Origin of the sequence: Mesorhizobium qingshengii (assembly GCF_027563465.1) — a bacterium.
Taxonomy (GTDB): domain Bacteria; phylum Pseudomonadota; class Alphaproteobacteria; order Rhizobiales; family Rhizobiaceae; genus Mesorhizobium; species Mesorhizobium qingshengii_A.
Window position 1 is genome coordinate 24571 of sequence record NZ_JAPFQA010000006.1, and the last position, 24514, is coordinate 49084.

General features: G+C 63.9%; 20 protein-coding genes. 12 read left to right on the forward strand and 8 right to left on the reverse strand.

The window, feature by feature from the left end:
* Positions 1 to 135 precede the first annotated feature (135 nt).
* Positions 136 to 1980 carry a dihydroxy-acid dehydratase gene (ilvD, locus tag OOJ09_RS15375; protein ID WP_269906000.1) on the forward strand — a complete coding sequence of 615 codons (1845 nt, stop codon included), beginning with the start codon at positions 136 to 138 and terminating at the stop codon, positions 1978 to 1980.
* A gap of 43 nt (positions 1981 to 2023) precedes the next feature.
* On the opposite strand, the gene OOJ09_RS15380 is transcribed toward ilvD, so the two are convergent.
* Complete coding sequence (locus tag OOJ09_RS15380) at positions 2024 to 3778, reverse strand: ABC transporter ATP-binding protein (RefSeq protein WP_269906001.1); 1755 nt, start codon at positions 3776 to 3778, stop codon at positions 2024 to 2026.
* 153 nt (positions 3779 to 3931) lie between these two features.
* Here OOJ09_RS15380 and OOJ09_RS15385 point away from each other — a divergent pair, with 153 nt between their 5' ends.
* Together OOJ09_RS15385 and OOJ09_RS15390 are read left to right on the forward strand one after the other, a co-directional pair.
* The gene (locus OOJ09_RS15385; protein ID WP_269906002.1) at positions 3932 to 5212 is read left to right on the forward strand and encodes an amidohydrolase family protein; all 1281 of its coding nucleotides are present in this window, start codon (positions 3932 to 3934) and stop codon (positions 5210 to 5212) included.
* A 108-nt stretch (positions 5213 to 5320) separates the two neighbouring features.
* The gene (locus tag OOJ09_RS15390) at positions 5321 to 6244 is read left to right on the forward strand and encodes a DMT family transporter (RefSeq protein ID WP_269906003.1); all 924 of its coding nucleotides are present in this window, start codon (positions 5321 to 5323) and stop codon (positions 6242 to 6244) included.
* Positions 6245 to 6261: 17 nt separating this feature from the next.
* Here OOJ09_RS15390 and OOJ09_RS15395 read toward each other — a convergent pair whose 3' ends face one another.
* Genes OOJ09_RS15395 through OOJ09_RS15410 form a run of 4 tightly spaced genes read right to left on the reverse strand, consistent with a single transcriptional unit; the run spans position 6262 to position 12920 of the window.
* Positions 6262 to 7137 (reverse strand): phosphotransferase family protein, encoded by an 876-nt coding sequence (locus OOJ09_RS15395; protein ID WP_269906266.1) that lies wholly within the window; start codon positions 7135 to 7137, stop codon positions 6262 to 6264.
* A 29-nt stretch (positions 7138 to 7166) separates the two neighbouring features.
* The gene (locus tag OOJ09_RS15400) at positions 7167 to 9584 is read right to left on the reverse strand and encodes a GcvT family protein (protein WP_269906004.1); all 2418 of its coding nucleotides are present in this window, start codon (positions 9582 to 9584) and stop codon (positions 7167 to 7169) included.
* A 10-nt stretch (positions 9585 to 9594) separates the two neighbouring features.
* On the reverse strand, positions 9595 to 12036 hold the full coding sequence (locus tag OOJ09_RS15405; protein WP_269906005.1) for a GcvT family protein: 2442 nt from the start codon (positions 12034 to 12036) through the stop codon (positions 9595 to 9597).
* On the reverse strand, positions 12033 to 12920 hold the full coding sequence (locus OOJ09_RS15410; protein WP_269906006.1) for a phosphotransferase family protein: 888 nt from the start codon (positions 12918 to 12920) through the stop codon (positions 12033 to 12035). The genes OOJ09_RS15405 and OOJ09_RS15410 overlap by 4 nt, the downstream gene beginning before the upstream one ends.
* A 442-nt stretch (positions 12921 to 13362) precedes the next feature.
* On the opposite strand from OOJ09_RS15410, the gene OOJ09_RS15415 reads away from it, so the two are divergent.
* Positions 13363 to 14139: a DeoR/GlpR family DNA-binding transcription regulator gene (locus OOJ09_RS15415; protein ID WP_269906007.1), complete on the forward strand. Its 777-nt coding sequence runs from the start codon at positions 13363 to 13365 to the stop codon at positions 14137 to 14139.
* A 48-nt stretch (positions 14140 to 14187) separates the two neighbouring features.
* On the opposite strand, the gene OOJ09_RS15420 is transcribed toward OOJ09_RS15415, so the two are convergent.
* From OOJ09_RS15420 to OOJ09_RS15430, 3 genes are all read right to left on the reverse strand, one after another.
* Positions 14188 to 15549 carry a sensor histidine kinase gene (locus tag OOJ09_RS15420; protein WP_269906008.1) on the reverse strand — a complete coding sequence of 454 codons (1362 nt, stop codon included), beginning with the start codon at positions 15547 to 15549 and terminating at the stop codon, positions 14188 to 14190.
* A gap of 10 nt (positions 15550 to 15559) precedes the next feature.
* Positions 15560 to 16234 (reverse strand): response regulator transcription factor, encoded by a 675-nt coding sequence (locus OOJ09_RS15425; RefSeq protein WP_269906009.1) that lies wholly within the window; start codon positions 16232 to 16234, stop codon positions 15560 to 15562.
* A gap of 136 nt (positions 16235 to 16370) precedes the next feature.
* Positions 16371 to 16634: a hypothetical protein gene (locus OOJ09_RS15430; RefSeq protein WP_269906010.1), complete on the reverse strand. Its 264-nt coding sequence runs from the start codon at positions 16632 to 16634 to the stop codon at positions 16371 to 16373.
* On the opposite strand from OOJ09_RS15430, the gene OOJ09_RS15435 reads away from it, so the two are divergent.
* From OOJ09_RS15435 to OOJ09_RS15470, 8 genes are all read left to right on the forward strand, one after another.
* On the forward strand, positions 16621 to 17121 hold the full coding sequence (locus tag OOJ09_RS15435) for a class I SAM-dependent methyltransferase (RefSeq protein WP_269906011.1): 501 nt from the start codon (positions 16621 to 16623) through the stop codon (positions 17119 to 17121). The two genes, OOJ09_RS15430 and OOJ09_RS15435, sit on opposite strands and share 14 nt — an antisense overlap.
* Positions 17118 to 17735 carry a DedA family protein gene (locus OOJ09_RS15440; protein ID WP_269906012.1) on the forward strand — a complete coding sequence of 206 codons (618 nt, stop codon included), beginning with the start codon at positions 17118 to 17120 and terminating at the stop codon, positions 17733 to 17735. Before OOJ09_RS15435 ends, OOJ09_RS15440 begins: the two co-directional genes overlap by 4 nt.
* 74 nt (positions 17736 to 17809) lie before the next feature.
* Positions 17810 to 18736, forward strand: a complete 927-nt coding sequence (locus OOJ09_RS15445; RefSeq protein WP_269906013.1) for a LysR family transcriptional regulator — start codon at positions 17810 to 17812, stop codon at positions 18734 to 18736.
* A gap of 205 nt (positions 18737 to 18941) precedes the next feature.
* On the forward strand, positions 18942 to 20096 hold the full coding sequence (locus OOJ09_RS15450; protein ID WP_256749059.1) for an ABC transporter substrate-binding protein: 1155 nt from the start codon (positions 18942 to 18944) through the stop codon (positions 20094 to 20096).
* 190 nt (positions 20097 to 20286) lie between these two features.
* On the forward strand, positions 20287 to 21285 hold the full coding sequence (locus OOJ09_RS15455; RefSeq protein ID WP_269906014.1) for an ABC transporter ATP-binding protein: 999 nt from the start codon (positions 20287 to 20289) through the stop codon (positions 21283 to 21285).
* A gap of 14 nt (positions 21286 to 21299) precedes the next feature.
* Positions 21300 to 22250, forward strand: coding sequence for an ABC transporter permease (locus OOJ09_RS15460; protein WP_269906267.1), 951 nt, complete (start codon positions 21300 to 21302; stop codon positions 22248 to 22250).
* Complete coding sequence (locus tag OOJ09_RS15465; protein ID WP_269906015.1) at positions 22240 to 23055, forward strand: ABC transporter permease; 816 nt, start codon at positions 22240 to 22242, stop codon at positions 23053 to 23055. The genes OOJ09_RS15460 and OOJ09_RS15465 overlap by 11 nt, the downstream gene beginning before the upstream one ends.
* A 29-nt stretch (positions 23056 to 23084) precedes the next feature.
* Positions 23085 to 24512, forward strand: a complete 1428-nt coding sequence (locus tag OOJ09_RS15470) for a gamma-aminobutyraldehyde dehydrogenase (protein ID WP_269906016.1) — start codon at positions 23085 to 23087, stop codon at positions 24510 to 24512.
* The last annotated feature ends 2 nt before the right edge of the window (positions 24513 to 24514 follow it).

The following is a 24514-nucleotide window of genomic DNA, read 5'->3' on the forward strand; positions in this document are numbered from 1 at the left end:
CCGCGATTTTTTGTGACAAATCTGGCGCATTGCAAAATTGTGGCCAGACCAGGCTTCGGCGTCTATAACGCCTGCGGTCCGAATTCAGCGCCGTCACGCTCCCATCGAGCGCGGCCAGCTACCTAAGGAAAAATCATGCCTGCCTATCGCTCCCGCACCACCACCCATGGCCGCAACATGGCCGGCGCCCGTGGCCTCTGGCGCGCCACCGGCATGAAGGACTCGGATTTCGGCAAGCCGATCATCGCTGTGGTCAACTCCTTCACCCAGTTCGTGCCGGGCCATGTCCATCTCAAGGACCTCGGCCAGCTGGTCGCGCGCGAGATCGAAAAGGCCGGCGGCGTCGCCAAGGAATTCAACACCATCGCCGTCGATGACGGCATCGCCATGGGCCATGACGGCATGCTCTATTCGCTTCCGTCGCGCGAGCTGATCGCCGATTCCGTCGAATACATGGTCAACGCCCACTGCGCCGACGCCATGGTCTGCATCTCCAATTGCGACAAGATCACCCCCGGCATGCTGATGGCGTCGCTGCGCCTCAACATCCCGACCGTCTTCGTTTCCGGCGGCCCGATGGAAGCCGGCAAGGTGGTGCTGGCCGGCAAGACGCAGGCGCTCGACCTGGTCGATGCCATGGTCGCGGCCGCCGATGACAAGATCTCCGATGAGGACGTCAAAGTCATCGAGCGCTCGGCCTGCCCGACCTGTGGTTCCTGCTCGGGCATGTTCACCGCCAATTCCATGAACTGCCTGACCGAGGCGCTCGGGCTGTCGCTGCCCGGCAATGGCTCGACGCTGGCCACGCATGCCGACCGCAAGCGGCTGTTCGTCGAGGCCGGCCACCTGATCGTCGATCTGGCCCAGCGCTATTACGAGCAGGACGACGAGACGGCGCTGCCGCGCAACATCGCCTCGAAGGGCGCCTTCGAGAACGCCATGACGCTCGACATCGCCATGGGCGGCTCGACCAACACCGTGCTGCACATCCTGGCCGCCGCGCATGAGGGCGAAGTCGACTTCGATCAGGACGATATCGACGCGCTGTCCCGCAAGGTGCCGGTGCTGTGCAAGGTCGCTCCCGCCAAGGCGGATGTGCACATGGAGGACGTCCACCGCGCCGGCGGCATCATGGCGATCCTCGGCCAGCTCGACAATGCTGGCTTGATCAACCGCGATTTGCCGACCGTGCATACGCGAACGCTGGGTGAGGCGCTCGACCATTGGGACATTTCCCGCACGACCAGCCAGAATGTCCGCGACTTCTTCCTCGCCGCTCCCGGCGGCGTGCCGACGCAGGTCGCCTTCAGCCAGGATCGCCGCTGGGACGAGCTCGACCTCGATCGGGAAAAAGGTGTCATCCGCTCGGCGAAAACACCTTTCTCGAAAGACGGTGGCCTCGCCGTCTTGAAAGGCAATCTGGCGCTCGACGGCTGCATCGTGAAGACCGCCGGCGTCGATGAATCGATCCTGAAGTTCACCGGCCCGGCCCGCGTGTTCGAAAGCCAGGACGCCAGCGTCAAGGCGATCCTGTCCAACGAGATCAAGGCCGGCGATGTCGTCGTCATCCGCTACGAGGGGCCGCGCGGCGGGCCCGGCATGCAGGAAATGCTCTATCCGACCAGCTATCTGAAGTCGAAGGGCCTCGGCAAGGCCTGCGCTCTGGTCACCGATGGCCGTTTCTCCGGCGGCACGTCGGGACTGTCGATCGGCCATGCGTCGCCGGAAGCCGCCGAGGGCGGCACGATCGGGCTGGTGCAGGAAGGCGACACGATCGAGATCGACATTCCCAACCGCACCATCCGCCTCGCCGTCAGCGACGCCGAACTCGCCGCCCGCCGTACGGCGATGGAAGCAAAAGGCGCCGCGGCCTGGAAACCCGAGGAAAAGCGCAAGCGCAAGGTGACGACGGCGCTGCGCGCCTATGCTTCGATGGCGACCAGCGCGGCCAAGGGCGCGGTCAGGTTCGTGCCGGAGTAGCGTTTTTTCCTTCTCCCACGGGAGGAAGGAAGAAGCTCTGCCTCTACGGCATCAGCTGGTACTCATAAAGCTTCTGGTAGAGCCCGCCCTGCTTGAGCAAGGTCCGGTGCGGGCCGCTCTCCACCACCTTGCCGGCTTCGAGCACCACGATCGTGTCGGCCTGATGCACGGTCGACAGGCGATGCGCGATGACGATCGTCGTACGCCCCTCCGTCAGTTGCTGCAGCGCGTCGCGAAACAGCGCTTCCGATTCGGCGTCGAGCGCGCTGGTCGCTTCGTCCAGAAGCAGGATCTCGGCATTGCGCAGCATGGCGCGCGCGATTGAAATGCGCTGGCGCTGGCCGCCGGACAGCAGGCCGCCATTCTCGCCGACATCCGTCTCGTAGCCCTTTGCCTGCGCCATGATGAAGTCATGCGCGTTGGCGGCCCTGGCGGCGGCGATCACTTCGGCGTCGGTCGCGTCCTGGCGACCAAGCCGGATGTTGTGCATGATCGTGCCGGCGAACAGGAACGTGTCCTGGCTGACATAGGCGATCTTTTCCCGCAGCGAGGCGAGCGTCGCGTGAGAGATGTCCTGGCCGTCGAACATCACCTTGCCGCTCTGCGGGTCGTACATGCGCATGATCAGGTTCAAAATCGTCGACTTGCCGCTGCCGGAAGGTCCGACCAGCGCCGTCATCTTGCCGGGCGCGAGGGTCAGGTCGAACCGGTCCAGCACCGGCGGGCCTTTCTGGTAGGCAAAGCTGACAGTGTCGAACCGGATCTCGCCCGGTCCGGCCAGAAGCGGCCTTGCATCTGGCGTCTCGGCCAGCGTCAGCGGCTCGTCGGCGAGCTGGAACATCATGCGCACGCCGACAATGCCGGTTTCCAGTGAGATGCGCACGCGGGCCAGCCGCTTTGCGGGCTCATAGGCGAGCAACAGGGCTCCGATGAAGGTCATGATGTTGCCTGGCATCTGCCCACCCTGCAGGACCAGGAATCCACTGACAAAGACGGCGCCCGAGATCGCCAGCCCGGCCAGCGTCTCCATCACCGGGCTGGTCACCGCTTCCAGCGCGGCAATGTTGTTGGCCCGGTCCTCGACGTCCGCCACCGCCTTGTACATGCGCTTGCGCATCAGACCTTCGAGGTTGAAGGATTTGACCACGCGCACGCCGATCGCGGTTTCCTGCATCACCTGCACGATCTGGCCGACCGAGCGGAATTCCATCGCGGCGAACTTACGGACACGCTTCAGGATGCGGTTGACACCGTAGATGGCTATTGGCCCAATCACGAAGCAGATCAGAGAGAGTACCGGTTGTTTCCAGACCATCACCAGAACCAGCACGACCAGCGTTACCAGATCCCGAACGTAGGACGTGACAACGAGGTCAAGGACGCTGCGTGCCGCCTGCGCATTGTTGGTCATGCGAGTAATCAGGTCGGACGATGAGGTCGAATGGTAGAATTCGATGCCTTGCGCCAGGACCCGGTCGTAGATCTTGCGCTGTCGATCGGCGATGATGGCGTTGCCGACGCGGCTCATGAAATAGGCCTGGACGAAGTTGGCGACGCCCTTGAAGATGAAGATTACAGCGACCGCGACGGCTATTGAGTTGACGCGATCAAGTCTCTTGTAGATGACGAATTCGTTCGTAATCTCACTCAAGATCCACGCGCTGGCACCTGTCGCGCCCGCCACCACCAGCATCGACACTATGGCGGCGCCATATCCGAACATATGCTGTCGGAAGGATTCCCTGACCAACCTCGCAACGAGGCGCTGGTTCTCCGTCGAGCGGAAGAAACGAAACAAACGGCTGATCCTTGAAACGGGACGATGAAGGCGGCTTATAGAGGGAGTTGCGGCGAGATGGAACCGTCGGCAGCGGCGGCAAAGAAACCGCTGCGGCAAGCTGTCTTTTGCGACACGATGGAACGGGTGATTCTTCAAGCGGGATGATGACAGATGGATTTCGACCTTATCGTTCGCGGCGGCACGTTGCCAGATGGCGCCGTTGCCGACATCGGCATCAGCGGCGAGACGATCGCGGCGATAGAGCCGAGGTTGCAGGCTTCGGCGCGGACCGAAATCGACGCCAGCGGCAACCTGGTTTCGCCGCCCTTCGTCGATCCGCATTTCCACATGGACGCGACGCTGTCCTACGGCATCCCGCGCATCAATGCGTCGGGCACGCTGCTCGAAGGCATTTCCCTGTGGGGCGAGTTGAAGCCGCTCTTGACGCATGAAGCGGTGCGCGACCGCGCGCTTGCCTATTGCGACTGGGCGGTGTCGATGGGCCTTCTCGCCATCCGTACCCATGTCGATGTCTGCGACGACAGGCTGCTGGCGGTCGAGGCGCTGCTCGACGTCAAGAAGACGATCGCGCCTTACATCGATCTCCAACTGGTGGCCTTTCCACAGGACGGATTCTATCGCTCGCCGACGGCACGCGAAAACACCATCCGCGCGCTAGACCTGGGCGTCGATATCGTCGGCGGCATTCCGCATTTCGAGCGCACCATGGCCGACGGCACGCGCTCGGTGACAGAACTCTGCGAGATCGCGGCCAGGCGCGGCCTGATGGTCGACCTGCATTGCGACGAGACCGACGATCCGCTGTCGCGTCACATCGAGCAGTTGGCCTATGAGACGCAGCGCCTTGGCCTGCAGGGCAGGGTGGCCGGCTCGCACCTCACCTCGATGCATTCGATGGACAATTACTATGTCTCGAAGCTGCTGCCGCTGATCGCCGAAGCTGGCGTGTCGGCGATCCCCAACCCGCTGATCAACATCATGCTGCAGGGCCGCCACGACACCTTCCCGAAGCGCCGCGGCCTGACCCGGGTCAAGGAGATGCTGGCGCTCGGCATCCGCGTCGGCTGGGGCCAGGATTGCGTGCTCGACCCCTGGTATTCGCTGGGTACCGCCGACATGCTCGACGTCGCCTTCATGGGCCTGCACGTCGCCCAGATGTCGAGCCCGGCCGACATGGCGCGCTGCTTCGACATGGTCACCAATGTCAACGCATCGATCATGGGCCTCGATCATCTCGGCCTCGCGGTCGGCAAGCGCGCCAGCCTGGTCGTTCTCGATGCCGGCAATCCGGTCGAGGCCTTGCGCCTGCGCGCCGAGCGCATTTGCGTCATCGCCAGGGGCAAGGTGGTGGCGGAGCGGACGAGGCAGGATACGCGGCTTTCGATCGATGGAAGGCCGGCTGCGGTAAACCGCAGGCACAAAGCCACGTAGGCCCAGCCGATTTCCGGTTCTGGTCTCGCCGGTTTCCCGAATTATCCTCGTCAAAGCGGCTGCTTCCGTCTACGACGCGGCTTACGCAAGGGAGGAATCGGGATTGGCATGACGCAGCCCGTGGCGCAGAATTCCACAATCAGGAACGTTCTTCTGGCCGGTGTTCTGCTGATGCTGGCCGGCGATTTCATGTTTGCGCTGAACGATGCGATGGGAAAATGGCTGGTCGCAAGCTTCTCCGTCGGCCAGGTGGTGCTGATCCGCTCTGTCGGCGCCTTCATCGTGCTGGGCCCGATGATCGCCAACCAGGGCGCAGCAAAGCTTTTCCACTTGGAGCGGCCTATCCTCCAACTCCTGCGCGTGGTGGCGACCACGGCCGATACCGGGCTGTTCTATGCCGCGGTCGTCTATCTGCCGCTCGCCGACGTGATGAGCTTCTACATGGCCGGACCGATCTACGTTGCGGCGTTGTCGCACCTGCTGCTGGGCGAAAAGGTCGGTTGGCGGCGCTGGCTGGCGATCCTGGTCGGCTTCTGCGGCGTGCTGATCATCCTGAAGCCGTCCTCAGAGGCGTTCTCGCTATCCTCGGCCTTCGCCCTCGTCGGCAGCATCGCCTTTGCCTTCGCCATCATCCTCAACCGGCGTTTGCGCGGCACCAGCGATACCAACCTTGTGACATGGCAGACGATCGGCACGTTGCTGGTCGGCGGCGCGCTGACCATCGGTGCGTGGCAGACACCCTCGGCGCTCGATTTCGGCGCCATGCTCCTGCTTGGCATTGTCTCCTGTGCCGCCCATCTGATGATCACCAGGGCATTGAAGCTGGCGCCGGCCTCGACACTGGCACCGCTGCACTACACGCTGCTGCTATGGGCCGTGGTGTTCGGACTGGTGTTCTTCGGTGATGTTCCCGGCCCGCGCATCCTGATCGGCTCCGGCATCGTCGTGCTGGCCGGCATCTTCATTTTCCACCGCCAAAAGGTGGTCGACACCACGGTGCCGCCGGAAAACGTGCCGAAAGGTGTGAATTAAGCCCCAGGTTTCTGGTCTTAGCCCCGGCGTATTGCCGCTAAGTGCCTTGAAAACTCCGGCGTCTCCATCAGCGCCTTGCAGCGGGCGAAGCGGCCGTCGGCATAGGCGCGGAAATCGTCGGCCGGATTGTTGTTGGCGAGCTGGATCAGTCCCCACAGCGTCCACAGCAGGTCGCACATCGCCTTGTAGATGACGATGCGGCCGCGCTCCGCTGGCCTTGCCTCTCCACCGAAATAGGCGCGCATCATCTCTTCGTCCTGCGCCGTGTCGAACTTTCCTTCCACGCTGAGGTCGCCAAGGTCCCAGAGCGGGTCGTTCATGCCCGAATATTCCCAGTCGACGATCCACATCCTGTCCCCCGTATCGAGGAAATTCTCGCACAGCGGGTCGCAATGGCAGGCGACGAGGGGAAGCGGATGGGCGGCGAGCGCCGCCCGCACGCTCCCGGCCTCGCGCACCACGTCATGATAGCCGGCGGGCAGGCTGACATCCCTGGTCGACAGCACCTTGAGATAGTCGTCGATCATCGCGAACAGTTCGAAGCGGAACGGAAACGTGGCGCCGGAAGCATGCAGCTTGCGGAAGGCCTCGCCGGCCCGCGCCGGACTGCCCGGCCGAGCCTTGAATTTCTCCGGCGACATGGTCTCCGCGCCGGCGATGAAGCGTGTGACCATCACGCCGGTACCGGGATCGACATGCAGCACTTCGGGACTGACACCCGCCTTTGCCGCTTCGCGCGCCGCCACCGCTTCATTGGCGCGGTTGATATACTCCTCGGTGCCCTTGCCGGGAATGCGCAGGCAGAACTCGCCAGCCTTGAAGACCAGATTGGTGAGGCCGCCAAGCCGCTCTGCTTTGCCGGCGAAATCCTTGAACAGCGGGATCGCTGCCATGGCCTGGCGGGCGAGGGCTAGATCGTCACTCACGCCCGCAACCTTTCCATCCTTGGATCATAAAGCGTGCGCGGCCCGCGCGTCGCTCTGTAGGCCTTGCCGAAGGCCTCGATCTCGAACGCGGCCTCGCCCGCCAGCTCCACCGGAAGGTAGCCGAAGGCAATGGTCTTGCCGAGCGTATAGCCATAGCCGGTGGATGAGGTCGAACCGACGACCTTGCCGCCGAACAGGATCGCCTCGCCGCCGTGGAACGGCGCGAAGCCGTCGACGGTGAAGGAGCACAGCTTTCGCGTCACGCCTTCGGCCTTGATCCGCGACAGCGCCTCGCGACCGAGGAACTCACCCTTGTCCAACGCCACCGCAAAGCCGAGCCCAGCTTCGTAGGGATTGTAGTCGGGGGTGATGTCACCGGACCAGTAGAGATAACCCTTCTCCATGCGGCAGGCGTCGATTGCGCGGTAACCGGCATCGGCAATGCCGTGCGGCTCGCCCGCCTCGCGCAGCGTTTCGTAGACATGCACGGCATAGTCCTCAGGTACGTAGAGTTCGTAGCCAAGTTCGCCGACATAGCCGACACGTACCGCGAGTGCGGTGGCGTTGCCGACCTCGATGGTGCGCGCAGCCAGAAAGGGCAGCGCGTCGTTGGAAACATCATCATCGCTGACCGACTGCAGGATGTCCCGGGCGCGGGGGCCGCACAAATTGATTGTGGCATACTGATTGGTCACGTCGCGCAGCGACACGCCGGCCGGCAGATGCCTTGATATCCAATGCCGGTCATGCACACCGAAGCCGGAGCCGGTGACCAGCAGGAAGCGATCCTCGCCGGTATGAACGATGGTCACGTCAGCTTCGATGCCGCCCTTCTCGTTGCAGAGTTGGGTGTAGACGGCCCTGCCCGGCGCGCCGGAAAGGTCGTTGGCGGCGATGCGCTGCAGTGCTGCCTGTGCCCCACTGCCCGTAATCTCGAACTTGGAGAACGAGGTCTGGTCGATCAGGGCGGCGCGCTCGCGGATTGCGCGCACCTCGTCGCCGACAGCGGTGAACCAGCCGGGCTTGCCCTGGAAGCTGCCCATCTCGACAGATTTGCCGTCATCGACAGAGAACCAGTTGGGCCGCTCCCAGCCGAATTTGGAGCCGAAAACCGCGCCGTTGTCGCGCAGCGTGTCGTGCAATGGCGAAAGGCGCAGACCGCGCGCGGCGTGGGATTCCTCCGCCGGCCAGTGGATCTTGTAGTAGGCGCCATAGGCCTCGATGGCGCGTGCTTCCAGATAGCGGCCTTGCGCCTGCACCGCGCCGAAGCGGCGCACGTCGAAGGGCCACAAATCCATACCGGCATCGCCATGAAGGATCATGTTGGACAATGCCAGCCCGGCGCCGCCGGACGCCGCGATACCGGCGGTAAATCCGCAGGCGACGAAGAAATTGTCGAGTTCCGGCGCCAGCCCCATGATCGGCTCGCCGTCGAAGGACACCGGGATAGGCCCGTTGATGACAGTCTGGATACCGATCTCATTGAGCACTGGAAGCCGCTCCGCCGCGGGCAGCGCGAACAGTTCCAGGCGCTCCATGTTGGGCGCGAAGAGCTCACGGCCGAAATCGAGCGGCGGCATGCCGCGCCAGCAGCCTTTCGAGCCGTCCTCCCAGCCGCCGATGGCAAAACTGCCAGTGTCCGGCTTGAGGTAGAAATTGTGGTCGGGGTCGCGCAGCGTGGTCAGGTTCGGATCGAGCGTCAGCGTCTTTTCGGTGAGGAAATACTGGTGTTCGACGACACCTGCGGCCAGCGGCACACCGGCCATCCTGCCGACGCGCTTGGCCCACAGCCCGGCGCAGTTGACGAGAATGTCGCAGGAGATCGAGCCGCCATTGGTGACGACGCCGACCGCGCGCCGTCCCTCGATGACGATCTCCTCGACCGTCACGCCTTCCTCAATTCTGGCGCCATTCTGCCGCGCGCCCTTGGCATAGGCCATGGTCAATGAATAGGGATCGATATAGCCGTCACCGGGAATGTAGGCGGCGCCCTCGATGCCGTCCTTGACAATGTAGGGGAAGTGCTGGGCTGCCTCATCGGCCGACAGCGAGTGACATTCGACACCAAAGCTCTTGGCTTGGTTCATCGACCGGCGGATTTCGCTCCAGCGGGCGGAACTTCCGGCCAGCCGCAGCGAGCCGACTTTCTTCCACGAGATCGCTTGCCCGGTCTCGGCTTCCAGCCGGTCGAAGACGGCGACCGAATTCTGCATCAGCCGCGTCAGGTTCCGTTTGCCCCGGAGCTGGCCGACCAGTCCGGCGGCATGCCATGTGCAACCGTGGGTGAGCAGGGATTTCTCGACCAGCAACACGTCCTTGGCGCCATCGCGGGCGAGATGATAGGCCACCGAGGTGCCGATGGCGCCGCCACCGATGATCAGGATATGGACGTGACGATCCGCATGGAAACTCATCGCTGCACCGTTACGCCTTGATCTTGCTCATCGACGGATCATACAGCGGCTCGAGATGGATTTTCGCCGGCGTTCGCTCCATCGCCACAACCAGTTCATAGTCGCCCGAGGCGAGAAAATCGTCACTCACCCCGTCGGCGTCGCGCACATAGCCGTAGCCGATGTTCCTGCCCACCGTGTAGCCATAACCGCCGCTGGTGAGGTAGCCGACCGGTTCGCCATTGCGCAGGATCGTCTCGCGGCCGAGCAGCACGATCTCCGGATCGTCAACCGTGAAGCCGGCAAAGCGTTTCTTCAATGCCGCGCCGTTGGTCTTCTCGAGCGCGCGCCGTCCGACGAAATCCGTGTTCTTGCGCAACTTGACCGCCCAGCCCAGCCCGGCTTCCCGCGGTGTGTCGTTGGGCGTGATGTCGGAGCCCCAGGCGCGATAGCCCTTTTCCAGCCGCAACGATTCCAGTGCCCGGTAGCCGACCGGGCGGATGTCGTGCTTCTTCCCGGCCGCCATCAGCGCGTCGAAGACTTCACCCGTGGCCGCGATCGGCACATGCAGTTCCCAGCCGAGTTCGCCGACATAGGTGACACGCAGCGCCCGAATTGCGTGGCCGGCGATGGCAATCTCGCGCACATGGCCGAACGGGAAGCCAGCGTTCGACACATCCGCGTCTGTCACATCGGCAAGCACATCACGCGCCCGGGGACCCATCAGCGACAGCGTGCCGAAATCCTCGGTGACATCGGCGAGCGTGGCGTCGAGTCCCTCGCCGATATGGTCGCTGATCCACGAGGAATCATGCGTGCGGAACCCGGTGCCGGTGACGATGTAGAATTTCTCCTCGGCCAGCCGCGCCACGGTCAGATCGGCCTCGATGCCGCCACGTGTGTTGAGAAGCTGCGTGTAGGTCAGCCGGCCGACCGGCTTGCTGACGTCGTTGGCGCAGATCCAGTCCAGCGCCTTCAACGCGTCGGGCCCGCTCAGCTCGTATTTGGCGAAGGACGACTGATCGAAGATGCCGACCTTCTCGCGCACGTGGCGGTGCTCGTCGCCGACCGCCGCGAACCAGTTCTGCCGGCCCATCGAATAGACATCCTGCGGCTCGATGCCCTCCGGTGCGAACCAGTTTGGCCGTTCCCAGCCGAGCTTCGAGCCGAACACGGCGCGCTGCTGTTTCAGCCGCTCGTAAAGCGGCGAGACGATGCGCGGTCGTCCGCTGGCGTACTCCTCGTGCGGGAAGCCGATCGTATAGTGCTTGCCATAGGCCTCCAGCGTGCGGTCGCAGACCCATTGCCGGTCGCGGTGCAGGTTGGAAAAGCGCCTGATGTCGACGACCCAGAGGTCGAGCGGCGCCTCGCCATCGACCACCCACTGCGCCAGCACCCAGCCGGCGCCGCCACCCGACGCGATGCCGAAGGCGTTGAAGCCGGCGCCGACGAACATGTTGGCGCATTCGGGTGCTGTGCCGAGGATGAAATTGCCGTCCGGCGTAAAGCTTTCCGGCCCATTGATTATCTGCTTGACGCCGACGGTTTCGAGCGCCGGCACGCGCGCGATCGCTTGCGTCATGTGCTGCTCGAAATGGTCGTAGTCGTCGTCGAACAGCCGGAATTCCCAATCATTGGGCACGTCGCCCATCGTCCAGGCCTGCGGGTTCGGCTCGTAGCCGCCCATCACCAGCCCGCCGACCTCTTCCTTGAAGTAGGTGCGCCGGTCGGGGTCGCGGATGGTCGGCGCGTCGGTCGCCAGCCCGTCGATCTTCTCGGTGATGATATACTGGTGTTTCACCGGCTGCAGCGGCACGTTGATGCCGGCAAGCGCGCCCACCTGCCGCGCCCATTGCCCGGCACAGTTGACCACCTTGTCGCAGGCGATGTCGCCCTTGCTGGTCTTGACCACGGTGATGCGGCCATCCTTCATCTCGAAGCCGGTGACGCGGACATCCTCGAACAGTTTCGCGCCGTGCAGGCGCGCGCCCTTGGCCAGCGACTGCGTGATGTCGGAAGGGCTTGCTTGCCCGTCGGTGGGCAGCCATGACGCGCCGACAAGATCGCCGGTCTCAAGCAGCGGCCACATTGCCTTGACCTCCGCCGGAGACAGCAATTGCATGTCCATGCCGAAGCTTTTCGCCGTCGTCGCCAGCCGCTTGTACTCCGTCCAGCGGTCGGCGTTGGTGGCCAGCCGCAAGCAACCGGTCATCTTCCAGCCGGTGGCCAGACCGGTTTCGGCCTCCAGTCCCTTGTAGAGATCGACGGAATATTTGAGCACGCGGGTGATCGAGGCTGACGAGCGCAATTGCCCGACGAGGCCCGCGGCGTGCCAGGTCGAGCCCGAGGTCAGCTTGCCCTGTTCCAGCAGCACGACATCGGTCTTGTGGTCGCGCGCCAGATGATAGGCCGTCGAACAGCCGATGATGCCGCCGCCGATGACGACGACGCCAGCATGGGTTGGCAATGTCATGGTTTTTGTATCCCGTATTTTGTTCTGTAGTTTTCCAGCGCGGCTTCGAGCCGCGTCAGGTTTTCCTCGGTATAGGCGACGTAATCGATGCCGGGCGCGTCGAGATAGAGCTCGGACACCATGCTCCACATCGCCTCGCGCAGCAAAGAGGCGCACTGCATCGCCGCGTGCGAGCGGCGGATCGCCTCATCCGGTTCCTTCATGAAATAGGCGGTCAGGAAGGCGAAGGATTCCTCGTCGCTCATGCCGGCGTTCGAGGCGACGCCGGCGAGGTCGAACATCGCCGTGTTGAAGCCGGCATATTCGAAGTCGATCAGCCACAGCCTGTTGCCGTCGTCGAGAATGTTGGCCGGCAACAAATCATTGTGGCCGAAGACGATCGGCAGCAGTTTCTGCGCGCGCTCCAGCTCGTCGGCGAGCGTCAGAAGGCGCGGCAACTCGCTGCGCTTGCGGCTGCCGCCCTCTTCCAGCGTGCGTGCATAGTCGCGAATGACATGGAATACCCAGAACATGAAGCCGGCACCGGAAACATGGTTGGGCATCTCGCGGTGGAAGCCACGCATCAGGGCCGCGACACGGCCTAAATTGGCGCGCACATCCTCTGCCTGGTAAGTCTTCGCGCCAAGGAACTCCGTCACCATGATGCCCGGTTCGGCATGGCGGACGGCTGGCGCGAAACCGGCGGCATGGGCCGCCCGCGCGGTCATCACCTCGCGCTCGCGAAAGACATGGTGGAACGGATAATCCTTGCCGAAGCGCACGACATGCTTTCCGGCCGCGTCCTTGACCAGATAGTTCGCATTGCTCAGTCCGCCTGGCAGCGGTGCGATCTCGATGTCGCCGGTCCAGCAGGGCAGGGCGCGGATGCGGTCTTCGGCGGTCATGGATTGGCCCTTGGTCCGACACGGCATCGACAGGGTGGCGCCGCGGTGCCGGCGTGCCGTTTCGACGGATGCTCATTTTGGCAAAGATCTCGTCGGCGCGGCATCCGGGATCGGTATCCTGCGCCGCACCGACGAGTCCCATGTGCCGGGCTCTTCGAGGCCGGCATCCGCCCCCGCGGATTCGATAGGTTCCTTTGCCCTCGCGCCAGACAGTTTCCAGACCTTTGGGCATGCAAGTTTGGATACGGCTCTGCCATCGTTCTCCCGTGGCAGTCCGAGCCTGTCACCAGAGCAGTGTCACGCCGCGCAATACCGGATGTCAATCGGATTCTGTGGCTTTTTCTGCTTTTATGACCGATTTGTTTCGAGATTTCTTGTAATATCCAGCAGATTTGCCTTAGAAGCGGTCAATTGCGCAACGCTGCGACCGGAAAACGACCCAATGGCTCACTCGAAACGGCACGGCGAGATCCTGCGGCTCCTGCAGGAAGAGGGAACCGTCACCATCGCCAGTCTGGCCGACCGGTTGGGCGTGTCGCTCGAGACCGTGCGCCGCGATGTCAAGCCGCTCACCAGCGACGGCTCCGTCCTCAAGATGCATGGCGCCATCGGCCTGCCGTCGATGGTTGGCGAAGCGCCGTTCGAGCGGCGCATGCGCGAAAATGCCGACGCCAAGCGCGCCATTGCCCGCATGGTCGCCGCCACCATCCGCGACGGTGAATCGATCATGCTCGACACCGGCACGACGACCTCGTTCCTTGCCCGTGAACTACTCGCCCACCGGCGCCTGACGGTCGTCACCAATTCGTCGGACATCGCCCGCACGCTGGCCACCGTCAATGGCAATAAAGTCTATATGGCCGGCGGCGAGCTGCGCAGCGATTCCGGCGCCGCCTTCGGTGTCTCGGCCATCGAGTTCGTCAGCCGCTTCTCGGTCAGCCACGCCATCATCTCCACCGGCGCCATCGATGCGGTGATGGGCGTCATGGACTATGACCTGGAAGAGGCTGAGTTCGCCCGCATGGTGCTGTCGCGTGGCCAGCGTTCGCTCGTCATCACCGATCACAGCAAGTTCGGCCGCCTTGGCCTGGTTCAGGTCTGCGGCTTCGACAGCTTTTCCGAACTCGCCACCGATCGGTCGCCGCCACGCGATATTGCCGCCGCCCTTGCGCAGGCCGGCGCGCGGCTCAGCATTGCCGGCGGCGCCGCCGGGTTCTAGCCAAGGACGAGCGGTGTCTACGCGGCGGCATCAGCCCGGTCGTCGCGCCTATGCGGGCAAAGCGCGAAAAATCATCCTGAAGCAGGCGCCGCCCGGCTTGCCGTCGAGGATTTCGATGCGCCCGCCGTGCAACTGCATGATCTCCTGCACCAGGTTGAGGCCGAGCCCGGCACCGTGATCCTGCGGGCGCAGCCGGTAGAAGGGCTCGAAGACGCGCTCCCGCTCGCTCAGTGGCACGCCGTCACCTTCATCCCGCACCTCGATGACGGCGGGGGTGGTGACGCCGACGGTGATCTTGCCGGCACGGCCGCCATGTTCGATGGCATTCTGGACGAGATTGGTCACGGCGCGTTCGATCGCGGTGCGGTCGCCAGTGGCGAGGATTGTTTCTCTTTCCGGTTCGAAGGACATCTCGTATCCGGCCGAAAACGCCATCGGCGCGAGGTCGACAATGACGCCGCGCGCGATCGCCACGAGGTTGACCTTCTCGAAGGGCGCGGCCTGCCGGTCGAGGCGCTGCAGGTCGAGCAGCTGGTCGGTCAGCGTCGAAAGCCGGGCCGCGTCCTGCAGCAGCCGTGCCCGCTCCGGTGTCGCGGGCAGCGAGGCGAGGCGCGTGTTGAGGATGGCGACCGGTGTTCTAAGCTCATGTGCGGCGTCGGTCAGGAAACGCTTGTGGCGCTCGTAGCCCTTGTCGAGGCGGGCAAGGGCGGCATTCACGGCCTTCACCAGTGGCGTCACTTCCGTCGGCACGTCCTTCAGCGGCAGCTGCGTGCCGCGCTTGTCGATGTCGATGAGCTCAGCCTCGGCGGCGGCATGGCCAAGCCCCGAAAGCGCGCCGCGCACCACCCAGGGCGTCGCGAACAGCGTGGCCAGCGCCATCAGTCCGGCCAGCGGCAATATCCCTTGCAGGAAGAACTGCGGCGCCTGCCCGAGCAGGCGCATGAGCGAGAGCCCGCCCTTGGTGCCGGTGAAGATCTGGACGTTGCCAGCGGCCGTATCGGTCCAGCGTATCTTCCCCTCGGGCGGCGCGGCTTGCCCGATTGCGCGGTCGATACGGGCGTCGCTGATATTGTCCAGCAGTCCGGCGAAAGGCTGGAAGATGGACGGCACGGTGCCTTCCAGCAGCCGCTGCCCTTGCTTGTCGCGGATGATGAACCAGAGGTCGGGGACATCTGATCGCAGCTTCGTCAGATCAGAAGTCTCGCGCAGCACCAGCTTGCCGCTTGCATCGCGCGCCACCGCATCCGCCAGCACGTCCATTGTGCCGTCCTCGTAGTCGTGTGGAATGAGGCCGGTGGCCAGCATGGCGCCGAGGATGCCGACGATGATCAGCGTCAGCATCGCGCATTGCAGCACGGCGATGCGCAGCACCAGGCTCCATTTCAGCGAACGCGGGCGCTTGATACTCATCGCTTGACGCTCATGTCGTCTCGCGCAGCAGATAGCCGACGCCGCGAATGCCGTTGATCGTCGCGCCGCTGTTCGCGTCGGCGAGCTTGCGGCGCAGGCGCGAAACATGGGTGTCGAGCGCGTTGGACTGGATCTCGTCGTCGAGGCCGAACACCGCTTCCATCAGCGCCTCGCGCTGCACCATGCGGCCGGTCCGCCGCATCAGCGCTTCCAGCACCAGCAGCTCGCGACGCGGCAGGCCGAGCGGCTCGCCACGGATCGACACCTCGCGATGCCCGACATCGAGCACCAGATGGCCGGCGCGGATGAATTGCGATCGCATCGGCACCGGGCGCCTGAGCAGCGCGCGCAGCCGCGCCAGCAATTCCTCGAAGGCGAACGGCTTCGCCAGATAGTCGTCCGCGCCCATGTCCAGCCCATCGACCTTGTCCGATGTGTCGCCCCGCGCCGTCAATATCAGCACGGGCGTTGTGTTCTTCATCGTCCGCAGTCTGGGCACCAGGGACAACCCGTCGCCATCCGGCAGCTGGCGGTCGAGCAGGATTGCGTCGTAACTGTCGATGGCAATGAAGCCCTCCGCCTCCAGCAATGTGCCGGCGTGATCGACCACCATGTCGTGGCGCTTCAGCGCGGCACGCAGCGCCGAGACCATCTCGGGCTCGTCTTCGACCAGCAAGATACGCATCCATTGTCCTCAGGTAGCGACATGACTTCGGGCGCTACCGCGCCAACATTGCGCAAACATGGCAAAGCCGAACGGCCCGAGGTCGACAAGCGCTTTCCTTGCGTCCGCGATATTGCGCAATGTCTATGCAATCCAGTCACGGCAAACAGCGCCGGTCGGCACGAACCGCCGTGCCGGCATCAAGGCGTCGGGCCTGAATATGCAACAGGTTCGGGTCCGACGCTGAAACGAAATCAAGTGGCCACACCAGACTGGTTGGCGTGCTGCTGTCCAGGATTGAGGTTGCCATGCCTGCAAGTGATGCTCTGTCTTTTCTCCTGGCTTGGGTCGCCGCGCCGCTGCGCGTTGCGTCTGTCACACCGTCCAGCGCCAGCCTGGCGGCGCTGATGACGCGCGACATTGGCCCCGACACCGGTCCCGTGCTTGAGCTTGGTCCGGGAACCGGGCCGTTCACGCGAGCTCTGTTGGCGCGCGGCGTCAAGGAAGAGGATTTGACGCTGATCGAGTTCGGTGCCGGTTTCGCCGCCTTGCTCAAACGGCGCTTTCCGAAGGCCCGCACGTTCGAAATGGATGCCACGGGCTTGCGCCACCTGCGGCTTTTCGAGGGCCCGGTCGTCGGCGCCGCGGTTAGCGGCCTGCCCTTCCTGTCGATACCGCCGCGTAAGACCCAGGCTATTCTCGAAGGTGTCTTTGCCCATCTTCGGCCCGGCGGCGCACTGTATCAGTTCACCTACGGCCGGCGCTGCCCGTTCGACCAGTCGCTGCTGGATCGCCTCGATCTCGAGGTCACACGGGTCGGCCATACCTTTCGCAATTTCCCGCCGGCTACGGTCTATCGCATCGCCAGGATCAAGACGGTCAACTCCTATGACTGGCGCTTCGCATGACCGGGCCGCTGTCGGCCATTCTCGGCTTCGGTCTGTTCGGCGTCTTCTGCCTCGCCTTCACCGAAAAGATCCTGCCGGTGCCGCCGTCGCATGTGCTGCTGCTGTTCCTTGGCATGACGGCAGCCCCTGATGCTGCGATCCTGGCGATCCTGCTGCTGGTGACGACGCTTGCCTCCTCCAGCGGCTGTCTTGTCTGGTATGCGGTCGGCCGCCGGATCGGGTTTGACCGTGCCGACAGGCTGGTCGAACGTTTCGGCGGATATGTCTTCCTTCGCCATGCGACCTACCGCAAGCTCGGCCAGGCCTATCGCCGCAATCACGTCCGGGTCTCGTTGCTGGCGCAGTTCATCCCGACGGTGCGCAATTACCTGCCGATCGCGGCCGGTGCGCTCTGTCTGCCTGTTCTGCCCTTCGCGATCGCGACACTGCTCGGCGCCACCATCTGGAATGCGGGATTTCTCACCACCGGCTATCTGATGCGCGGCAGCGGCCGGGATTCGTTCACGGTGGGCTTGCGCATCATTGTCATTGTCGTGGCTCTGGAGACGGCATTCATGCTTGCGTTGCGCTATGGCCCCGCATGCCGGCGGCGCATCAGGCTGGTGCTCGGCTGAGCGCCGGTCCTCCAGTCATGGGATAAGCGCTGCGTCGGCTTTCCTTCCCTTCCGCGCCGGTGTTTAGTCGGGCCATGGCTTTCACCATCCGCCAGCTGCAGTTCTTCATTGCCGTCGCCGAGCAAGGCACGGTGTCGGGCGCCGCGCAGAACCTCTCCATCTCGCAATCCTCGGTCACCGAAGCGATCAAGGAACTGGAAAGCGATCTCGGCGTCGAACTGTTCGAACGCCATCCGCGCGGCCTGAACATCACCCACAAGGGCCACCAGTTCCTGCGCCACGCGACGAAGATCCTCGCCGACGTGTCCGACGCGCGCCGCTCTTTTTCCAGTGAACAGGCCGCTTCCGGCGGCCGGCTGCAACTCGGCGTCACCTCGCTGGTCGCCGGTTATGTGCTGTCGGACTTGCTTGCCCGCTATCGCCGCGCCTATCCGGGCGTCGAGGTCTCGGCCATCGAGGACAATGGCGACTACCTCGAACATCTGTTGATCGGCGGCAAGCTTGACATTGCCGTCATGGTCACCTCGAACCTGCGCGACCGCACCGCGCTGCAGTCGGAAATCCTCGAAGTCTCGGCCTACCGGCTGTGGCTGCCGCTCGGCCACCCGCTGGCCGGCGCCGACATCATCAGCATTGGCGACATCGCGTCCGAACCGCTGATCATGCTGACCGTCGACGAGATCGAGGAGAACACCGGCAAGCTGCTGACGGCGATCGGCGCCAAGCCGCATGTCGCCTTCCGCACGCGTTCCGTGGAAGCCGTGCGCAGCCTCGTTGCCACCGGTGCCGGCGTGGCGCTGCTGCCCGATCTGGTCTACCGGCCATGGTCGCTGGAAGGCGACCGCATCGAATCGCGCGACATTTCGGGTTCCTTGCCCGTGGTGCAGGTCGGCATGGTCTGGCGGCGCGGCTCCGGCCTGCCGCAGGCGGCGCGCGATTTCATCGGCCTTGCCCAGTCGCAGCGTATGGTCCGCCAGCGGCCCGACAAGATTGGTCGCTGATCCATCGGAAAAACCGATATCGCCTTTCTGATAAATGAATTTGCGAAACCGGATTTTTCAAAGCACTTTTCGGTTCAGGGACCAAAGCCGCCACCAGAGCGACATGCGTCCAAAGGAAGAACTGACACTTTTTCAGTCCGCGCGTGCCCCCTAGCGAAGACCGAAACCGGCTTTCGGGGTCAGGCGCCAAAATGGGAGATCGATGATGAATTCATTCCTGAAGTCATGCACTGCTTTGACGGTCGCGCTGACCTTCTCGGGTCAGGCCGTCGCCCAGGTCAAGGAGCTTGGCAAGGGCGAAGGGCAGGTCAACATCGTTGCCTGGCCTGGCTATATCGAGCGTGGCGAGACCGACAAGGGCTATGACTGGGTCACCTCCTTCGAGAAGGAGACCGGCTGCAAGGTCAACGTCAAGACCGCCAACACCTCGGATGAAATGGTCTCGCTGATGAACGAGGGCGGCTTCGACCTCGTCACCGCCTCAGGCGATGCCTCGCTGCGCCTTGTTGCCGGCAAGCGCGTGCAGCCGATCAACACCGATCTCATCCCGAGCTGGAAGACGGTCGACGACCGGCTGAAGGACGCCCCGTGGTTCACCGTCGGCGGCGTTCACTATGGCGTTCCCTATCAGTGGGGCCCGAACATCCTGATGTACAACACCGAGGTGTTCAAGGAAGCGCCCAAGAGCTGGAACGTCGTCTTCGAGGAAATGAAGCTGCCGGACGGAAAGTCCAACAAGGGCCGCGTCCAGGCCTATGACGGGCCGATCCACATTGCGGATGCCGCCAATTACCTGATGTTCCACAAGCCGGAACTCGGCATCAAGGACCCTTATGAACTGAACGAGGACCAGTACAAGGCAGCACTCGAACTGCTGCGCGTCCAGCGCACCCTGGTCGGTCGCTACTGGCACGACGCGGCCATCCAGGTCGACGATTTCCAGAACGAGGGCGTCGTCGCCTCGGGCTCGTGGCCATATCAGGTCAACGCGCTGGTCGCCGCCAAGAAGCCTGTCGCCTCGACCGTTCCGGAAGAAGGCGTCACCGGCTGGGCCGACACCACCATGATGGAAGCCGATTCGGCCAATCCCAACTGCGCCTATATGTGGCTCGAACATTCGCTGTCGCCGAAGGTGCAGGGCGATGTCTCGGCCTGGTTCGGTTCGCTGCCGGTGGTGCCCGCCGCCTGCAAGGGCAACGAACTGTTGACCGACGAAGGCTGCAAGACCAACGGCTACGACAATTTCGAAAAGATCAAGTTCTGGAAGACGCCGGTGTCGAAATGCGCCACCCAGAACGACCAGTGCGTGCCCTACTACCGCTGGGTGTCGGACTATATCGGCGTCATCGGCGGGCGGTGATTCCGCCTCGCTGAGAGCATAGCGCGGCCCCTCACCCTTACCCTCTCCCCGTGAAGAACGGGGAGAGGGGGTCGCCAGCGTTTCCGCCAGGTCCCTTCTCTCCGTCACTATACGGGGAGAAGGTGCCGGCAGGCGGATGAGGGGCAGCGCAACGCCCGAACTTGACGAGCCTGACAGATCAGGACAACCCATGACATCAGCCGTTTCCTTCCAGAAAGTCTCGCGCCATTTCGGCAGCGTTCGCGCCGTAGACGCGGTCGATCTCGACATCGTGCCGGGCGAGTTCTTCGCCATGCTCGGGCCGTCCGGTTCCGGCAAAACCACCTGCCTGCGCCTGATCGCCGGCTTCGAGCAGCCGACCTCGGGCTCGATCTCGATCTTTGGCGAACGCGCCGAGGGCGTGCCGCCCTATCGCCGCAACGTCAACACCGTGTTCCAGGACTATGCGCTGTTCCCGCACCTGAGCGTGCTCGACAATGTCGCCTACGGGCTGATGGTCAAGGGTGTCGGCAAGCCGGAACGGCAAAAGGCGGCTGAAGAAGCGCTGTCGCTGGTGCGGCTGCCCGGCTATGGCGCCCGCCGCCCCGGCCAGCTCTCGGGCGGCCAGCGCCAGCGTGTCGCGCTCGCCCGCGCGCTGGTCAACCAGCCCAAGGTGCTGTTGCTCGACGAGCCGCTCGGCGCGCTCGATCTCAAATTGCGCGAGAACATGCAGGAGGAGCTGAAATCGCTGCAGAAGGCGCTCGGCATCACCTTCGTCTTCGTCACCCACGATCAGGGCGAGGCGCTGTCGATGGCCGACCGCGTCGCCGTCTTCAACGACGGCAAGATCATGCAGATCGGCACGCCCGAGGACATCTACCAGCGGCCGAGGACCCGCTTCGTTGCCGATTTCGTCGGCTCCTCCAACGTGCTGCCGCCGGATTTCGTCGAGCGTTATTCCGGCCAGCGCCGCTGGGGCAGCCTGCGCCCTGAATCCATTCGCGTCGGTCGCGGCGCGGGCGGCGAAGGCGTTGCCGCTCGCCTCGTCTCGACCAACTATCTCGGCGCCACGACGAAACTGGCGCTCGACGCCGACGGGCTGCGACTGCACGCGATCGTGCCGGCCGGCACGGCGCTGCCGGTGGAAGGCGAAGCGGTCGTCCTCACCTTCAACCGCGAGCACCTGCATCTCATGGACGAGCCGGCATGAGCCTCGACGCCGCCATGCCGCGCGCCACTGCGCCCGCCATCTTACCCGGCAGCGGCGGCTTGCGCGGCGCGCTGTCGGATCTTTTCTGGCGCAAGCCCAGGGTCCTGCTGTTGCTCATGCTGCTGCCGCCGGTGCTGTGGCTCGGCATCGTCTATATCGGCTCGCTGTTCGCGCTGCTGGCGCAGAGCTTTTTCTCGATCGACGAGTACTCCGGCCTGATCAACCGCCAGTTCACCTTGAAAACCTATGGCGACCTGTTCCAGGCGGCCAATCTCGACATCATCCTGCGCACGGTGACGATGGCGGCTCTGGTCACGCTGGCCTCGGCGATCGTCGCCTTCCCGATCGCCTATTATGCGGCGCGCTATGCGCGCGGCCGCTGGAAGGCGCTGTTCTATCTCGGCATCATGCTGCCGCTGTGGTCGAGCTACCTGGTCAAGATCTACGCCTGGAAGCTGATCTTGGCCAAGGAAGGCATCCTCACCTGGCTGTTCGGCAAGTTGCATCTGCAATGGCTGATTGACGCCTGGCTGTCGCTGCCGATCGTCGGCGGCAACTCGCTGTCGGTGTCGTTCACCGGCACCTTCATCGTCTTCGTCTACGTCTGGCTGCCGTTCATGATCCTGCCGGTGCAGGCGGCACTGGAGCGCGTGCCGGGCAATCTGGTCGAAGCTTCGTCCGATCTCGGCGCCTCGCCCGGCCAGACCTTTCGCAACGTGCTGTTCCCGCTGGCACTGCCGGGCATCGTCGCCGGCTCGATCTTCACCTTCTCGCTGACGCTCGGCGACTACATCATCCCGCAGATCATCGGCACCTCGCGTCTGTTCATCGGCCAGGCCGTCTATTCGCAACAAGGCACCGCCGGCAACATCCCGCTCGCCGCCGCCTTCACCGTCGTGCCGATCGTCATCATGGGCTTCTATCTCTGGGGCGCCAAGCGCATGGGGGCCTTCGATGCGCTCTGATCGTGGTCAATCCGCTCCGCGCAGCCTGAAGGCCGCCGCCGCCTGCGGCCTGCTGTTCCTGCACCTGCCGCTCCTGCTGATCTTCGTCTACGCCTTCACGACGGAGGAGAAGAGCTTCGTCTGGCCGCCGCCCGGCCTGACCACGCAATGGTTCGCCGTCACCTGGAACCGGCCCGATGTCTGGCAGGCGCTGTCGCTGTCGGTCAGGGTCGCGGCCATCTCGACGGCGATCGCGCTGATCCTCGGCACGCTCTGTTCGGCGGCGGTTTCCAGGACAAGATTCTTCGGCCGGGAGACCATCTCGCTGCTGGTCATCCTGCCGATCGCTTTGCCCGGTATCATCACCGGCATTGCGCTGCGCTCGGCGTTTTCGCTGGCCGACATTCCCTTCTCGTTCTGGACGATCGTGCTCGGCCACGCCACCTTCTGCGTCGTCGTCGTCTACAACAACGCCGTCGCCCGCTTCCGCCGCACTTCCGGTTCGATGATCGAAGCGTCGATGGATCTTGGCGCCGACGGCTTCCAGACCTTCCGCCATGTCGTGCTGCCCAACATCGCCACCGCCTTGCTTGCCGGCGGCATGCTGGCCTTTGCCCTGTCCTTCGACGAGGTCATCGTCACCACCTTCACCGCCGGACAACAGCAGACGCTGCCGATCTGGATGCTGGAGGAACTGATCCGACCGCGTCAGCGCCCGGTCACCAACGTCGTGGCCATGGTCGTCGTGCTGGTGACGCTGCTGCCGATCCTCGCCGCCTATTACCTGACCCGCGACGGCGACCAGATCGCCGGTTCGGGCAAATGATCTCAAAAGTTCATAAGGGAGAGACTTCCATGGACACCCAGATGCTGATCGGCTCGAAATTCGAGAAAGGCACCGAAACCGAGGAGCCGATCCTCAATCCGAAGACCGGAGCGACCATCCTCAGCCTGCCCGAAGCCAGCCAGGCGCAGATCGAGGCGGCGGTCAGTGCCGCCGAACAAGCGTTCGTCTTGTGGTCGCGCACCACGCCGGCTCAGCGCTCCGGCTATCTCCTGAAGATCGCAGACCGCATCGAGGCCAATGCCAAGGAGTTCGCCACGCTCGAGGCGCTCAACTGCGGCAAGCCGATCAATGCCGTGCTCAATGACGAGATCCCGGCGATCGTCGATTGCTACCGCTTCTTTGCCGGTGCAGTCCGCTCCATGCCGGGCGTCGTTGCAGGCGAGTACATTCCAGGCCACACGTCGATGGTGCGCCGGGATGCCATCGGCATCGTCGCCTCGATCGCGCCGTGGAACTATCCGCTGATGATGATGGCCTGGAAGCTGGCGCCGGCGATCGCCGGCGGCAACACCGTCGTCTTCAAGCCGTCGGAACAGACGCCGCTGACTTCGCTCAAGCTGGCGAAAATTCTCGCCGACATCCTGCCCGAAGGCGTCGTCAACGTCGTGCTCGGCCGCGGCGACAGCGTCGGCAACACACTGATCAACCATCCCAAGGTCAACATGATCTCGATCACCGGTGACGTCGCCACCGGCAAGAAGGTGCTGCAGGCCGCCGCCAAGTCGGTCAAGCGCACGCATCTCGAACTCGGCGGCAAGGCGCCGGTCATCGTCTTCGACGATGCCGACCTCGGTGCCGTGGTCAACGGGCTGCGCGCCTTCGGCTACTACAATGCCGGCCAGGACTGCACCGCCGCCTGCCGCATCTATGCCGGCAAGAAGATCTACGACAAGCTCGTCGCCGATCTCTCTTCGGCTGTCTCGACCATCAAGTACAATCGTCCGGACGACACCGAAAACGAGATCGGGCCGCTGATTTCGCGCCGCCAGCGCGACCGCGTCTCGAGCTTCGTCGAGCGCGCTTCGGAACTGAGGCACATCGAGATCACCACCGGCGGCAAGCCGGGCGAGGGCTCAGGTTTCTACTACCAGCCGACAGTGGTCGCGGGTGCCTTGCAGGAAGACGAGATCGTGCGCCGCGAAGTGTTCGGGCCGGTCGTTTCAATCACGCGTTTCACGGAAGTCGACGAAGCGGTGAACTGGGCCAATGACAGCGACTATGGCCTGGCATCCTCGGTGTGGACAAAGGATGTGTCGCGCGCCATGGCGACGGCCGCCCGCCTGCAATATGGCTGCACCTGGATCAACACCCACTTCATGCTGACCAACGAGATGCCGCATGGCGGGCTGAAGCAGTCCGGCTACGGCAAGGATATGTCGCTCTACGCGCTGGAGGACTACACCGCCGTCCGCCATGTGATGGTAGCCCACGGCTAGCG